Source organism: Pseudomonas sp. rhizo25 (assembly GCF_031931935.1).
Classification (GTDB): Bacteria; Pseudomonadota; Gammaproteobacteria; order Pseudomonadales; family Pseudomonadaceae; genus Aquipseudomonas; species Aquipseudomonas synxantha.
The window spans coordinates 296,290-313,455 of sequence record NZ_JAUJXA010000003.1 but is presented as its reverse complement, the minus strand read 5'-3'; the positions used below and the strand labels follow the sequence as shown (position 1 = coordinate 313,455).

The following is a 17,166-nucleotide window of genomic DNA, read 5'->3' as shown; positions in this document are numbered from 1 at the left end:
TCACTCCCTATTTTTCGCCGGCCTAAAGGTAACAACCTTCTTGGTTGCTGGGTTAATAATCACCTCAAGCCCTTTGTACCCATATCCAACGGCACCATTACCAGCATCAAATTTAGTGCCATCATTGAATATTTTGGCAATGTCATTGGGTGTTTCAAAACCAATATTTTTCGTTCGAGAATCCTTGAGCCTAGTAATGGCATGGTTGGATAGATCAATCCCAGCTGTACCGAAAATCCCAAGCAGCTCCTGATGAGTGAGATCCTGCAAAGGTCTATTTTGTGCTAGACCTTTCAGCTCCACTCTATCACTGTACATATTCCCCGGATCAAGTCGATGCTCCGGTGTCACATACTTGCCATCATCCTGCCGCCCGTCCAGCTGCGTCCCCCCGGTATGAACCGTCGGAGCAACCACGCCGCCATCACCAAACCCGCCACTGCTCGGATGCACGGCGATGTCCGTGAGGATCGGATTGACCAGACTGCGATTGCTAGGATCAAGCAGGTGGATCGGGAATGCCGTACCGACAATAACATCCCATATCAATATGCTGCTTTTCATGTTTTGCGCAGCATTTTCTCCAGTTTTGGCTGCCGCCTCAACCATTGAGTTTGCCGCATTACGCAAGTTCTCTTGAGTGGTTGGCTGTGCTGCAACCAAGGCTGCCCCTATGGCAGTGACGCCTGCCATAGCGAGGGGTATGGCCGGTAAGAAGTTACTTTCCCCATGACTGCTGTTATTTAAGCTCTTCAGCAACGTCAACACCCGTAAGGCTTCTTTCGGGTCATTCCCTGCTATCTGAGTGATCTTATCTGCCAGTGCTTGAGTTTCAGGGGACTGGTCGTTGTTTGTAATATTGCCAAGCGCCCGGCTGACGATAGCGGACCTTTCCTCTTGGTGACGACTGCCTAGCTGCCGCAGGGCGGCCTGCCCTTCCATCTTGACCCCGACCAAGTCAGGGTTTATACCTTGAGCAATCTCCGAGCCAGCGCCGAGCAGATCCACCATCTGGTAAATCGTCTCTTCGATTTTGTCACCTGACTTGGCTGCGTCGGTTTTCCATTGTTCTAACGTTGCCGTTGGGGATGTTACAGCCTTCAACGAAGAGTCAGTCACATACAGATCGGTACGTTTTTCCTGGTCCTTGGTAACTTCGTAGGCCTTATCAACATCGCGATTGAGCCCCGTCACTGCAGATGTAACATCGCCCACATCACGCACAACGATCTCACCCGCGCCCACCGTCGCGCGGACTGATTGCTCGCGTTCCTTATCGTACTTCCAGCCCGTAACACTCCACCCCGTCTGCCCCGTCTTGCCTTTACCGACCTGGCTCGGGTCCTGGGTAGTGCTTTCACCGTTCTTGTAGGTACCACCGACGTTCAAGTAATACCCGTGCTCTCTATCTTCTCCAGAGAGGTCTCTGAACCCCAGCGTGCCGGTGTCCAGTTTCAAGTTGCCATTGTCGGAAGCGATTAAAGCGCCATCCAGTTGTGTGTGCTTCTCCGTACGGATATCCACCTTGTCGCTGGCGGTAATACGCGTCTGATCCTGGACCCAATTGGTTTTTCCAGAGGTCTGACCGTAACCAACCGAACCGCTGACACCGGCGCCCGGACCGATGGTGACGGTGACACTCAGATCAAATTCTTTGCCTTTGACTTTGCCTGTGTCGGCGACAGAAGAAACATTCAGGTCACCGCCGACTCGGCCAATGACTTTATCTCCCCGCAAGTCGGCACCTGCAACCTGGGTATTGCGGCCACTCTCGAAGCCCAAACGATCTGCCGCATAGAGATAAGCATCCTGTTGACGCTGCCCTTCCCGGTCCAGGTTCCCTTTGCCCATGCTGACGCTGGCATAAACGCCGACCCCCTCATTGCCAAAGGTAAACCCGACTTCTCCACCACCACTGTTTCTATTACTGTCGCTTGAGCTGTCGTTCTGCGCAGCACGAATGCTCAAGTCGTTCCCTGCCTTGAGATCGATGTCGCGACCGGCCTTGGCTTGAGTACCTACCAGGTTCAGGTCATTGCTCGCATTCAGGTTAATATCGCGCCCGGCCTGCACTGTCGTGACGGTAGAAGTACCGTTACTACCCTTCTCGCTAGCAACTCCATGGCTCCCACCTGCGCCTAACTTTACGCCACCACTGGTACCGCCATGGATGCCACCCCAGCTCTGGCTCTCGCTGTCATTTTGGTTAATGCTGCCCTTGGCTACATCAAGCAAAACATCTCGACCCTTGATGTTGATATCACGGCCGGCATTCAACTGGCCGCCGCTGATGGCCACATCATTCCCGGCGACCAAGTTGAGATCTTTACCGGCCTTCAGGGTCGATGAGCGATTGGTCTCTTCAATCAGCTGTGTGCTGGTGCTGTGCTTGCTATTGCCGAATTTTACGTCCCCAGTGGGACCTGCAAGGAATTGGCTGACTGAATCAACACCTTTCAGCGTGCTGGAGCCTTTGCTGATATTGTCCTCTCCCTTCCCGGCCCCGCTCACCGCATCCTTGGTGTTGCCATAGTTATGGTTGATAGCCACACTCAACCCGTTACGCTCCGTCTCCCGCTGCTGCTCCATCAGCAAACGTTCACGCGCCGCATCGATATTTATATCTCGCCCGGCCGTCAGCTCAGCATCATTGGCAGCCGATAGGTCAGAGCCGCGCTGGTTGATATCTCGCTTGGCATTGATCGTCAGGTCCTGCCCTGCATTGATCTGGCTGGCGGCTGCTGTTTGCTGCTCAAGTCTATTTTTCTCTGCACTTTTATCAGCGCCCACAAACAAGGTCACACCATTGGCGTCACTCGATACGCCAATACCGGTCTGTTTGCTTTTTTGCCAATCGCGCTCACTGGTACTGCTTTGGGCCGCAAGTACATTGACATCGCGTCCTGCATTGAGACTGACATCACGCCCGGCGCTGACCCCACTGCCCACCAAGTTAATATCTCGCTCAGCGTGCAAGCTCGCATCACGATCCGCGGACACTTGGCTCCCCACGCTGGTGCTGCTTTGGGCTTCCTGACCAGCTTTTTTGGCCGAAGAGATCGCAATAAACCCACCCGAGATCGAACCGGTCTTCTTCTCGTATTTTTCACTACGGCTATAAGCGGTGTCGTTTGCAGAGACCAGGTTGATGTCGCCCGTCTCCTTGACCAGTCCAGACCTTAACTCGACATCATTTTCTGCACTGATCTCACTGGCCCGCACCCGCACATCATTACCCGCCGCCACCACCACGTCATTGCCAGCCTCCAACTCACTGCCCACTTGGCTGGCAGTGGTCTTCAACTGGCTCTTGCCGCTTTTGGACAGCCCCAGGAACCCGGACTTGGTCTTCTTGCTGTAGGAACCATGCTCCTCGACACCCGACAACACCGCGATGTCGCCGGTGGCACCCAGCAACATGTCGCCGCCTGCTTTCAACTGGCTGCCGATCACGGTGACGTCACGTCCGCCGTCGATACTCATGCCACCATCGGCGTTCTTGCTGGTGTTAACGGTCAGGTCTTTACCAGCTTCGACGACAGAGGCCACGTTGGTACTGTCGTAGCTTTCCCGCTGTTGGCTTTTGCTGCGCCCGAACGAGCCTTTGCTCTTTTTCGAGTAGAACGAAGCGTCTTCATCCAGTGCCGACAGGATGCTCACATCGCGTTGTGCATCAAGGGCCACGTTGCCGCCCCCGGCAATTCGGCTGGCGGTGAGTTCCAGGTCTTTCCCGGCATTGAGCGACACATCGCCGCCGGCCGTCAGCACGCTGGAAACCTGGCTGATGTGATCCCTGGACTGGGTGACCTTCTTGGACTTGCTCGATGAATGCTGTTCGTCGGCGGCCGACGAAATGCTCAGGTTTTCGGTCGTCGTAATGCTCAAGTCACGCTTGGCGTCGATGCGGCTGGCAATGGCGGTGAAGTCACGCCCTGCCGACACCTTGAGGTCACGGCCTGTCTCCACGCTGGCACCGTTTTGCGTCACGGTTTCGGTGCGCAGGCGGCTGCCCAGATCCAAGCCGTTGCGTTGCTCAACGGCATCGATGTGCACATCGCGGCCAGCGACCAATGTGGTGTCACGCCCGCTTTGCAGCACGCCACCGGTATTGGCGATGTCACGACCTGCATTCATCGTCAGGTCATTGGCAGCCTCGATGCGTGACGCGCTGTCGAGATAATCGCGGCGCTCAGCGGTGCCGTTACCGGTACGGGTCACGGCACGTTCGTTGATCACATCACCCTTGATCGCGGTGAGCGTAACGTCGCGTCCGGCGATGATGCCACCGGACTTGTTGACGATGTTGTTACCCGCCAGCAGGTCCAGGCGGTTGCCGGCTTCGATCAAGCCGCTGTTGATCAGGTCGTTGCCCGCTTTGGCTGACAGGTTGTTGGTGGCGCGCAGGGTACCGGCGTTCTCCAGGTTTTCACCGGCGATCAGGTTCAGGTCGTTACCGGCGATCAAGGCACCGTTGGGCGCCAGGCGATTGTCGGCCTGGGCCATATACAACACGGGCACCAGCACCTTCTCACCGTTCACTTCGTGCTGTTCGAGCCAGACGATGTCGTGGGTCAGGGCCGCGACCTGCTGCGAGGTCAAGGTAACGCCCACTGCCAGGTTCAGTTGCTGTTTGCTCTGGATCGCATTGTCCATCAGGTACTTGAACAGTTTTTCGTCAGTGTTCTGACCGTCGATAAAACGTTGCCCTGTGCGCGCTTGAACGGCTTGCTGGATCAACCGTTGCTCATAGAGGCCGTCGCCCAGGCGCTTGGCGCTTTCGTCCGGGTTGTAACCCAGGCCCGCGAGCAGATAGTCCGAGCTCATGAACTGCTTGAGGTCCGTGAGTACCGGGTTGGTTTCGATCAGGTATTTATGCGGCTGGGACTTAGGCGCGGTGGGCGTAAAGCCCTGCACCCGGTTGATGGTCTGGCTGGCGACCGTAGTGGTTTGCTCCGCTGTATTGAGCGGCTGGGCAATCACGGCTGCGATCTGGGTCGGGCTGCTGCCCGGGTCTTGTGCAGCCGGTGTGCTCACAACCGGCGTCACGCCTAGTATCACCGGCGTCACGCCAGGAATGTTCAACGTCGGCAGCGCAGGAGCGTCTGGCGTAGCGACCTGAACACCCGTATCTCGACCAGTCAGCGCCAAGTCTGGCTGATCACTCGGCCCGGTGACCTTGGCCACTGGTGCAGTGGAGCCGGTGGACGGACTCCGGGCGTTGATGCCATCGCCCCGAGCGATTTCAGCGGGGGTGATCTGGCTGGGCGCCCAGCCGCTGCCGCTGGCCACATCGCCGGCCCCGGCAACGTTAAGCGTTCGGCTGGTGGCGGTGATGCCACTGACCTGACGTGCGGTGGGATCCAACTGATGGGTAGACGCGTCCTGGTGGGCGACATTCTTGAAGTCGAAGGTGCGTGTTGCAAGCGTCGGCAGCGCATCCTGGCGTTGAGCCAGGCCGAGGGTTGCACCGCCCATGGTCCAACTCTGTGGGCCACTGGTGGCTTGGGTGGCCTGAGTGTCGTCCCCCGCCTGGCTGCTGAGGCGGAATAGACCGTGGGTGCCGGTGGGCAAGGTGAAGCCGCGTAGTGTCAGCGGGTTGACTTGTTGCTGGGCCAGGTCCGGTGGCAACTGCGCGTTCAAGTCGATCGCAACCACCGCATTGCTGACTGGACGAGTCGCATCAAACCCTCGGCCGGAACCCACCGATATTGGCTGGCCCTCTTGGATGACACTGTTGACCAGGTTCTTGCTGGCATTGATTTGAACTGCACCGCCGGCCTGAACGATGGCTTGGGCAGTGCCTGCGCTGCCGGGTTTGGAGATCATTCGCTGATCGTAGAAGCTGACTCCGCTGAGAGTGGCCGGTAACGCCGATCGGTTGCCCGCGTTATAGGCTGGCGCAGGAAACAGGGCCTGGAAGTTGACATTGAAGGTCGTGTAAGTTTTCCAGCCAAAAGTCAGGTTGGTTTGTCGTTGAGCCGTGCCCCCCATCCTTGTGTAGGGTGTCACCATCGACTCGTTCCAGTTTTGATCCCAGAAATGCAGGGTTCCCGCGCGTCTCGAACCGGAGCCTTGAAGCGTATAGGCCGGATCATTTGCAGCGTTGTAATCCATGATCGAACGCCAGAAACGGGCGATATTCTTATCTTCCTTGAGGTTAGGAAGGTTGAAAGACTTGAGAACCGAATACTTTCCTAATGTAGCGCCAACGTTACTGAAGTTTTCCAGCGCAGCACTGATATTGCCGGTAGCCGAAATAACCGAGGCCGAGTTCACGAGGCTACGCCCCTGAACATCGAGATTGCTGCCGGAGGAGATGCTTGCGGACACCGATTCCGCATCCACCTTGGATTCATACTCTTCCATCAGCACCATGTGCCCGGCCCGTGCGGACGTGCCTCGCATCCCGATAGCGCCGGAGACCAATGTCGAAGAAACATTGAAGAATTCTTTTTTGTTCTCTATCGCGCCCACATGGAGCGTCATATCACCCGCACTCTCCAGGTTGGCGGAAATATTGTTCAGAGTACCCGCCCAATTCCCCTGTTTATCCCGCGCAACAAAGAGTTTGCCCAGGCTGTAAACGTCGGCATTTTTATTGGTAAAACTCTCAGCCAGCAGCGACATGTCACCACCGCTGATGATCGAGCCGCGCTCGTTGAGTAAGGTCTGCGTGTCAATCTGCATGCCCTCACTACTGCCGAGGGTGCCCGCGTTAGTCAGCGCCCCAGTATTGATAGCCAGATTGCCCATGGCGCTGATACGGCCCAAGTTAGTCATTTGGCCCGCGACGCTGACAGTAGTGCCTCGCCCCCCCGTAATACTCGAGGCAGCGTCAAGGTTTAACGATCCAGCACCAACGCTCAGGGTATCCACGCTGCTGATACGCCCGCTGCCGCTGTAGGCCCCCGTTAGCCCCAAGCTGAGCGTGCCATCACTGGCAATCAAGCCATTATTGACCCAGCTGCCACCCTTGCCTTCCAAGTGCGTCGAAGCCAGCAGTTGCCCGGTCTGCGTCTGAGTGAAGTTATTAACGTTGACGTTCAAACGCCCTGCCTGAATGACGCTGGTATTGGTCCAGGTATCCGCGTTCAGGGTCAGGCCGCCACGGGTGACAATGGTGCCGCCCGCACCGGTGACGTTAGGCAACGAGATGTCGAAGGTGCCCTCACCCACGTGTAGCAATTGCCCGCCGTTGTTCTGGAAGCTGGCAGCCGCCAGGGTCAGGTCCTGGTTGGCGGTTTCCACGGCGCCGTTACGGTTGTCGAACACGCCGCCGATCTGGAACTCGGTCTTGCCGGAGCGTCCCAGGGCGCGCAATTTGCCGCCCTGGTTATCGATGGCGTTGGCGGCCACGGTCAGGTTGTTGGTGCTTTCGATCAGGCCATTGTGGTTGGTCAGTTGGCCATTGAGGCCGAGCGCGATCTGGTCACCGGCAATCTGACCTGCGCTGTTTTCCACGGCGCCGCCATTGATGCGCATGAGGGCTTTGGCATACAAAGCGCCCTGCTGGTTATTGAGGGTTGCAGCCGTCAGCAGCGCATCGCTGGTCTGTGCTCCCACATAGCCGCCCTGGTTATCAAGGTGACCGGCACTGAGTAACAGCCGCTGACCCTGAATCAAGCCGCCATTGGGGTTGCCGCTCAGGTCATGACCGTTGCGCAGCACACCCACCACACCGGCCTCAATGGCCCCCTTGAGACTGGCGAGCACACCGCTGCGGTTGTCGAGATTGCCGGCCTTGAGATACACATCACCGGTCTGGCTGATGATATTGCCGCCCTGGTTATCGAGATCACCATTGACCTCGACCCGCAAGCCGTTCTGCCCCTGCAGCTTGCCCTGCGCGTTGGTCAGGCCAAAAGCGGTGATTTGCAGGTCGCCTTCCTGGCTGTAGATCAAGCCGTCGGCGTTGTTTTGAACGATAGCGCTGGCATCGATAACCAACGGACCTTTAGCGGCAACGGTGCCGCTCTGGCTGTTATTCAGGCCACCCATAGCCAATGACAGACGCCCCTGGCTGGCAAGTTGGCCACCGCGGTTATCCACCTCTATGGCGCGCTGGAGCAGCAGCGAGCCGGTGCCTGCGATCTTGCCGTTGACGTTGCCGAGGTGGCCTTGCAGGTTGAGTACCAGATGGTCGTTCCCCATCAGCGACCCAGCGGTATTGAGCAAGTCGCCAGCTGAGACGTTCAAGTTGCGCTGGGCCGTGACGTTGCCGGCACTGTTGTCGAGGTTGGCCGCACTCACGTCCAGCGTCGCACCACTGTCGATCAAACCACCCTGGGTGTTGTTCAGCGCGCCAAGCACCGTCAAGGTCTGCTGCGTGCCGCTGGAAATAACGCCCTTTTCGCTGTTGTCCAGGCTGGCGGCACTGACACTCAGCCGCCCTTGGCTGGCCAGCGCGCCTTCGTTGCTGTTGAGCAAGCGCCCACCGAGGCGTACATCCAGATCACCGTTGCGACTGGACAGCGTGCCTTTGTCACGGTTGTCCAACTGGGTGCCGATCAGGTTGAGCCCTTGCCAGCCCGACAGCAAGCCGCCGCGATTGACAACGTCGCCTGCGTTCAGCGTCAGCAGTTGCTGGCTGATAAGCGTACCGGCGCTGTTGTCCAAGTTACGCAGCGTCAAGCTCAGGGTATTTTGGCTGGACAGTTCGCCGCCCTGGTTTTGCAGGTCGCGTACATGTTTGAGGGTCAACGGGCCTTTGGCGAAGATCAGACCTTTACGGTTATCCAGATCCCCGTTGGCCAGGTCCACGCTCAAGTTCTGCTCGCCGATCAGCCTGCCGCCACGCAGGGCCATGGACGTCAGCGTAAGGTCCATATCGCCCCTGGCCGACACCTCGCCGCCGTCACTGGCGTCCAGGGCCTGGGCATTCAGCTCTAGACGGCCCTGGCTGTTGATCAAGCCTTTGGCACTGTTGTCCAAGGCCGAAGCATTAATGGTCAGGGCGCTGGTGCCCAGCAGGCTGCCGCCCTGGTTATTGAGGTTCCCCGCTTTGACTGTCAGTGCTTGTGCAGCGTTGATCAAACCTTGTTGCCCGTTGCTCAGCAGCCCGGTGCTGGTCAATTCAAGTGCGCCGCGACTGGTCAGCGTACCGCCGCTGTTATCGACGACACCCGCCTGAGCGGTCAGGCTCGCTGCCGCGACCAAACCCTTGATGTTGCCGAGCACCTGGTCGATTCGCAGTGTCAGGCCCTGGTTGCTGAGCAGGCGGCCATTGCTGTTATCCAGGTTGCGCGCCACAAGCGCAAACGCCTGACCGCTGGAGATTTCACCGGCCTGGTTGTTCACACCATTAAGGTGGTTGAGCACCAGCGGCCCGGTCGCGTTGATCAGGCCCTGCTGGTTGTTAAGCTGGCCGTTGTTCAGGTCCAGCGTGAGGCCGGCGTTGCTGAACAGCTTGCCACCTTGTTGATCAAGCCCATCGACGCTGGCGGTCAGGGCCTGGGCGCTGCCGATGTTGCCGGCGCTGTTATTCAGTAGCCCAGCCTTCAGCTCCAGGGTGTCGCCGCTGATGAGACGCCCACCCGTATTGTCCAACGCGCCGGTGTTGACCCTCACCGCCCCTTTGCCACTGAGCAGACCGTTCTGGTTCCCCAGGCTGGCGCTGCGCAGTTGCAGCGTGCTGTCAGTCACGAGCTCACCGCCCTCGTTGTCCAGGGTCCCCTGCGAACCCAGCACCAACGCGTCGGCGCTGGAAATCCGCCCCTGACGGTTGACTACGCTCGCCGCATCGACGCTCAGGCGCCCCTCACTGTTGAGGACGCCCTGGCTGTTATTCAACTCACCCTTGAGCTCAAGTTGCAGAAGCTGTTGAGCGAGCAGTTTGCCCTTGCTGTTGTCCAGGTCCTGAGCGCTCAGCATCAAACGCTGTGTGTTGAGCTGGCCTTGGTTGCGGTTAAGCAGCTTGGTCAGCGTGAGGTTCAACGATTGCCCGGCCAGCACACGACCGGCATCACTGTTATCCAGGGTTTGCCCGATGACGGTCAGGTCGGCGTTAGTCGACAGTTCGCCGCCACGGTTGTCGAGCCGATCGACCAGCAGTTTCAGCGCTTTATCGGCGCCCACCAGGCCTTTGCGGTTGTCCAGTGACGCAGCGCGCACTTCCACTGCTGCAGTGCTGATAAGTTGACCGTCGCGGTTATCGATCTGATCGATATCAGCGGTCACCAATGCCTTGCCCGATACGTCACCGCCACGGTTGTCGAGCCGAGCGGAAGACAGCCGCATGGCGCCGTCGGCAATCAGCGTTCCGCGCTGGTTATCAAGCGTTTGGGTGGCAGATACTTCCATGCCGCCACGACTGTTGAGCAGGCCATCAGTGTTGTCCAAGCGGGCACTGTTGGTGTTGAGCGAGGCTGCGCTGATCGCACCTTTGGCGTTGCCCAAGGCCTCTTGAATCTGCAGTGTCAGGCCTTGGTTACTGATCAGCTTACCGCCGCTGTTGTCCAGGTTGCGCGCCGCCAGGGCAAAGGCTTGCTGGCTGGAAATTTCGCCACGCTGGTTGTTCACATCGGCGAGGTTTTTCAGCATCAGCAGCGGGCTGTTGATCAGGCCGCCCACATTGCTCAGTTGGCCGTGATTCAGGTCAAGATCGAGCTGGGTGTTGCTGAACAGCTCACCGCCTTGCTGATTCAGGCCGGTGATCGTGGCGGTAAGGTTTTGGCTGCTGGCGATACGTCCGCTGTTGTCCACCTGGGTTGCTGCCAGATCCAGGCGATCGGCGCTGGTGATGCGCCCATGGTTGTTAAGCGCGCCGGTGCTCAGGGTCAGCGCACCACGGCTGTTGAGCAGGCCTTTAGGGCCGTTGTCCAGCCTCGCGCTGGTCAGGTCAAGGCTGGCATCGGTCTCCATGATGCCGCCCTGGTTGGTGATAGCACCGCTGGCAGCAAGTGTGAGCGCAGCCGCCGAAGAGATTGCACCCGCGTCGTTGTTGAGCGTCGCGCCGGCCAGCTGCAGTGTGCCTTCGCTGCTGATTTTCCCCTGCTGGTTATCCAGTCGCCCATCCAACTCAGTGCCGGGAATGGCTACCAGCGACAGGCTCACCGATTGCTGGCCTGCGAAAGTGCCTTGGCCGTTATCCAGGCGCGCGCCGTTGAAACGGTTGTCCCGGGCGAAGATCAACCCTTTGGCTTTGTTTACTACATGGGCCACGGCCAATTCCAATGCGGTACCGGCAATCAGTTTGCCCGCGCTGTTATCCAGGCGCTGCGCCTTGAAGTCGATGCTGTTCTGACTGGAAATCTCGCCCGCACGGTTATCAACGGTGTCGACAGCCAGTTTCAGCGCTTTTGTGGCGCCGACTAAACCACCATCGCTATTGTCCAGTGAGGTCCCGCTCAGGCTCAGCTCGTTTTGGGCAACCAGTTCGCCGCCCTGTTGGGCCAGTACGCCGATGGTTGCCTGCAGATCACTCTGACTGGCGATGCGGCCAGCCGCGTTTTGTACTGTGTCGGCAGTCAGTCGCAGGGGCCCGACCGCACTCACCAGGCCCTTCTGGTTGTGCAACTGTTGCCCGGAAAAGCCCAAGGCCGCCTTGCTGCTGAGCGTACCTTGTTGATTGTCCAACTCACCCACATTGAGTTGAAGCTCCTTCTGGGAAAGGATCACACCGCCGCGGTTGTCGACATTCGCACTGTGCAAAGTCAACAGATCCTGCCCGGTTAGCCGCCCTTCACGGTTATCCAAACGACCGGCACGCAGCTCCATTGCGCCCTTGGCTAACACCTGCCCCTTAGCCTGATTGTCCAGTAACCCATCAATCGTGGCCTTGAGTTGGCCGTCACTGCCCAATTTTCCAGCCTGGCGGTTATCCAGGCTTGCGGCCTGCACGTCCAACGAGGTACCGGCAGCGAGTGTGCCAGCCTGATTATTCAGCGCACCCTTGACCTTTACCTCCAGGCCGACATCACCGAGCACTTGCCCGGCGGTGTTGCTCAAGCTTGCCGCATTCAACTGCGTGTGGCCTGTGCTGACAATTTCGCCCTGATCGTTAAGCAGGTCCTCCTTGACCGCCAGGCGTGCGTCCAGGGCGCTGCTCACCCTGCCCTCGCGGTTGTCCAGGCGCGAGGCATCGAGCCCGACACCTGCGGCTGAAATCAGCCCTTTGACGTTCAGCAGCGCCTGTTCGATTTTGAGGGTCAAGCCTTGGTCGCTGAGTAAGTTGCCCCCGCTGTTGTCCAGGGTGTCGGCGCTCAAGGTGAAGGCCTTTGCGCTGGAGATTTCACCGTTACGGTTGTCGACGCTTTTCAGGTTTTTGAGCAACAACTGCCCTGGGGCATTGATAAAGCCATCGGCGTTGTTCAAGTGCCCATGGTTCATGTCCAGAATCAGTTCGCCGTTGCTGTAAAATTCGCCGGCACCGCGCTGGTCAAGGCTGGTGATGCTGGCGTTGAGCGCCTGACCACTGGCGATGCGGCCCTCGAAACGGTTGTCTACGTCGGTCGCTGTCAGGTTGAGGCGATCAGCGCTGGTGACGCGGCCCTGATGCTGATTAAGCAATACGCCGGTAGTCAGTTGCAGTGCACCATCAGCAACAATACGCCCTGCGCTGTTGTCGACACTGCCAGCTTTCACCGTCGTAGTATCCGCGCTGAGCACATCACCGTTCTGGTTACTGATCGCATTGGCTGCGGTCAACAAGAGCGCCCCGCCGCTGCTGATACGCCCGCCGTTGTTGCCAAGGCTGGCGCTGCGCAGTTGCAAGGCGGCGTCGCTGCGCACTACGCCTTGGCTGTTGTCAGCCTGCTGGGCCAGGGTCATATCCAGGTTGCGTTTGGCGTAGAGACTGCCTTGGGCGCTGTTATCCAGGCTGATCGCCTTCAGGTTGACATCCTGTTGGGCAGAAATCAGGCCTTTGAGCTGATTGTTCAGCCTGTCGAGCGTCAACTGGAGCGTGCTATTGGCCAGTACGCGACCGACATTGCTGTTGTCCAGCTCATGGCCAGTCAGCGTCAGTTCGGTAACGCTGGAAACTTCACCTCCTCGGTTATCCAGCTTGCCGATGGACAGGCTCATGGCCTTGCCCGAGTTGAGCAACCCGGCCTGACGGTTATCCAGGTGGTCACCCTTGACCTGCAACTGCCCGACCGAGGTGATGCTGCCACCGCGGTTATCCACGTTCCCCACCACAAGCTGCGCATCCCCCTTGCTGGTGAGGCGGCCCTTGGACTGGTTGTCCAGGCTGGCGGCATTGAGTGTCAATGCTTGGCCGGCGGCAAACAGCCCGGCCTGATTCAACAAACTGGCTGAAATCTGCGCCGTCAGTGTCCCGTCACTGGTCAGCTTGCCGGCGGTGTTATCGAGGCTGGCGGCATTGACCGTCAATGCCTGACCTGCGGCCAACGTGCCCTTGCCATTATTGACCGTGCCGAGGCTTGTCAAGGTCAAGCGGTTATCGCCCTGAATGCGCCCCTGACTGTTGTCCAGCGCAGCCGCTTTGACTGTCAAATGCTGACCAAGCAGTTCGCCAGTGCGGTTATCCAGCGCACCCTCCACACCGAGGTTCAGAACGGAAGCGGCACTCAACTTGCCGCCCTGGTTGCCCAGGCTGGCGCTGTTTACCTGCAAGGCCGCGGCAGAAATCAGGCCGCGGGTGTTATCCAGTGCCTGGGCGATACGCAGGGTCAAGGCTTGTTGGCTGAGTATCTTGCCGTCCGCCGTGTTCAAAGCGGTTGCCGCCAGCTCAAAGGCCTTGGCACTGGAGATTTCACCGCCTTGGTTATCAACGCTGCCCAGTTGCTTGAGCAGCAACTGCCCAGGTGCATTGATCAAACCAGCGTTATTGTTGAGGTGGCCACCTTGCAGGTCCAGGCTTACATCGGCTTGGCTTGCGACATGCCCGTTACGACTGTTGTCCAGTTCGGTAGCCGTCATGCCCAACTGAGTCGCACTGCTTAGATGTCCGCCTTGGTTGCTCAGCTTGCCAGTCGCAATCTTCAAGTCGCCAGCACTGGATAGCGTTGCGTCGTCGTTGGTTAAACCGGAGGTATTGAGGGCCAAACGACCATCGCTGCGCAGCGTGCCTTGGGCGTTATTCAATTGGCCGCCAACAGCGATCCCCATCTGGTGTCTGGCGTACAGGCTACCGCCCGCGCTGTTATCTACTCCTTGTGCGCTGATCTGTACCTGCGCAGCGGCAATACGCCCTTTGAGCGAATTGTTCAGGTCAGCAACGTCCAGCTGCAAGTCGGTACCGGCACTCAACAGTCCCGCTTGATTGAGCATGTTCCCGGCTATACGCGCGGTCAGTGCACCGTCGCTGGTCAGGTTGCCTTGACGGTTGTCCAGGCCGGTGCTGTTGACGGTCACGCTTTGCCCGGCAGCCAATGTGCCGGCGTGGTTGCTGATCGTGCCACCCGCCTGGAGCAGCAACGTTGCATCACCCTGCACCAGGCCCTGGTCGTTATTGAGCGAACCAATCCCGAGCACGAGGTTCTTGCCTAGCACCTGTGCGCTGCGATTATCCAGCTCGCCATCGACTTGCAGGTTGAGGCCCTCCACCGCAGTGAGTCGGCCGAATTGGTTAATCAGTGTTCCCGCTTGAACATCCAGGGCTTTGGCGGTTAACACACCTTTGGTGTTGTCCAGGGCGCGGGCGATGCGCACGCTCAAGGCTTGCTCGCTGAGCAACTTGCCGGCGCCGTTATTGAGTTGATCCGCGACCAGATCGAAGGTCTGGGCACTGGAAATCTCGCCGCCCTGGTTATCGACGCTGCTGAGTTGAGTCAGCAGCAAATGGCCAGGGGAGTTGATCAAGCCGCCCTGGTTGTTCAGGTGACCCCGATTGAGGTTCAGGCTCAGATCGCCTTGACTGAAGAGTTGCCCGCCACTGCTGTTGTCCAGGCTGCCCACGGTCAACTGTGCGCCCGCGTCGGCACTGAAACTCCCGCTGTGATTGGCGAGCAAGCCACCCACCCGGGCGTCAAGCCGATCACGGCTGTGAACTTGACCGCGCTGGTCGTTGATCAAACTGGCAACATCTATATCCAGGCCGCTGGCTGCAATCAGCCCTGCCCCGTTGTTCAGCGTCTGCACGATTTTCAGGCCCAAGGCCTGGTCACTGAGCAGCTTGCCAACGCGGTTGTCCAGGCTGTTTGCCGCGACGGTAAAACCATGGGCACTGGAAATTTCGCCGCTGCGGTTGTCGACGCTATTGAGATTATTCAACCTCAGCTGGCCACCGGCGTTGATCAAGCCACCGTCGCGGTTGTCGAGGTGGCCGTTGCCCAGGTCCAGGGTTACGTCGCCATTGCTGTAAATTCGCCCCTGGCCATGCAGGTCGAGGCTGGTGACACGGGCATTGAGCGCTTTGGCGCTGGTAATCGAGCCACCTTGGCTGTTATCGAGCGAACCGGTCGCCAGCTCCAGGGCGCCGCCACTGACGAATACACCGCGTTGCTGGTTATTGAGGTTTCCAGCGCTGACCTGCGTCGCAGTACCAGACTCGATTCGACCCTGCTGCTGATTCTCCAGGGTACCGGCAATATCCAGCCCCAGGCTGCCCTGACTGCTCGCGATACCGGACTGGCGGTTATCCAGCTGCCCGGCATTAATCTGCAGATGCTGCCCGGCAACCAGGCGACCACCTTGATTGTTAACCAGGCTACTGGCAGTCAAGCGCAGTGCCTGGCCGGCGGAAATCAGCCCGGCGACGTTATCCAGGCTATCGACCTGCAAGGTGACTTCGGCCAGGCTCGAGAGCTCGCCTTTGCGATTGACCAACTGCCCGATGCGACCGCTGAGCCCGCGGTCGCCAACCACCAGGCCTGCATCAGCATTGAGCAACTGCCCGGCATTCAACTCGATGCGTGCAGCACTCAACATGCGGCCTTGCTGTTGGTTATCGACCTTTTCAGCACTCATCTTTAGCTGGTTTTGTGCACTCAGGGTGCCGCCCCGGTTGTCGAGAGTGCCATCAACCTTGACGGAGAGGTCACGGCTGGCGATGACGGTCTTGCCGTTGTTACGCAACTGGGCGGCAGTGACGTGGATATCACCCTGAGCATTGCGCGTCTGATCAGCGTTGACGCCGGCTTCGATGACGCCGTTGTTGGTCAGCACCCCACCACTTTGCAGGGCCACACGATCACGCGCCGCCAGGTTTTTTTGATTGATCAGGTCGCCTTGCGTTTTCATCTCGAGCACGCTGCCCGCCGCGACCACACCCTGGGCCTCAACGCTGTGGGCCTTCACGTTGATGGCGCCGGCTGCCGTTGTCTGGCCCATGACCACATTGCCACCGGCATCGATCTGAATATCGCCGCCAGCGACCATGTCCCCGGACAACCTCACGCCGACACCCGACTCAGTCCCCATAAGCTTGACCGCGCCCACATACATGCCGCCCAACGCCGACGAGTCGATCGCCAGATCCGGCGCCTGGCTGCCATCTGCGGCCCGCGCGGTGGCATTCAAGGTGCGTGCGTCCACGTCATTACGACCGGCGACGATGGTGAGTTTTTTGGCCTGAATCTGCGCGTTGATCGTGGTGGCGCGGGTGATGATTTCGAACTGATCGACGTTGCTGGCATTCAGGCCAGCGCCCTCGATAGCCACACTGCCCTGGTCGACTTGATAACGATTGATCTGGCCGTTTTCGATCACGGCTTTACCAGTGGTGAGCGTCGTTTGCGGGGTATTGATAAAGCCGCAACCGTTACAGCTGATGCCGTACGGGTTAGCGACGATTACATGGGCCGATTGCCCGGCTACTTCGGTGTAGCCGCGCAGTTGGCTGGGGCTGGCGCCGTTGACTTCGTTGAGAATGATATTGGCAGCGGTGCCGTTGAGATTGGGGTTGCCGACGATGATGCCGCCCAGTTGCGTGGACTGGGTGCGGTCGGTGGCGTTGTTGAGAATGACCCCATTGGCACCGACGTTGTAGTCATGAAATTGGTTGTGCGAGAGCCCGTTGGCATTCGGCGTGGCGATGTTGACGATGGGCACGCCATTGCCCGCTTGCCCGAGCGTCGTACCTGGAGCATTCACCACAATGCCGTCCGCCTGAGCCAGCAATGGATGCCAGAACATGGCGTTGGCCAGGATCAACGCCAACCCACGTTTAGGCAGCCCCAGGAAATGGGCACGGCTTTTTACGGCAGCAGAAGGCTGGCGCGCGAGGAATGCGTACTGGCGAACGTCCATGTCATGTCTCAAAGC

The 17,166-nt window shown here is 58.8% G+C and carries 1 protein-coding gene; it reads right to left on the bottom strand.

Annotated features, from left to right (window positions below; genetic code table 11):
* Complete coding sequence (locus QZR30_RS08350; protein WP_311903171.1) at positions 1-17,151, bottom strand: hemagglutinin repeat-containing protein; 17,151 nt, start codon at positions 17,149-17,151, stop codon at positions 1-3.
* Positions 17,152-17,166 lie beyond the last annotated feature (15 nt).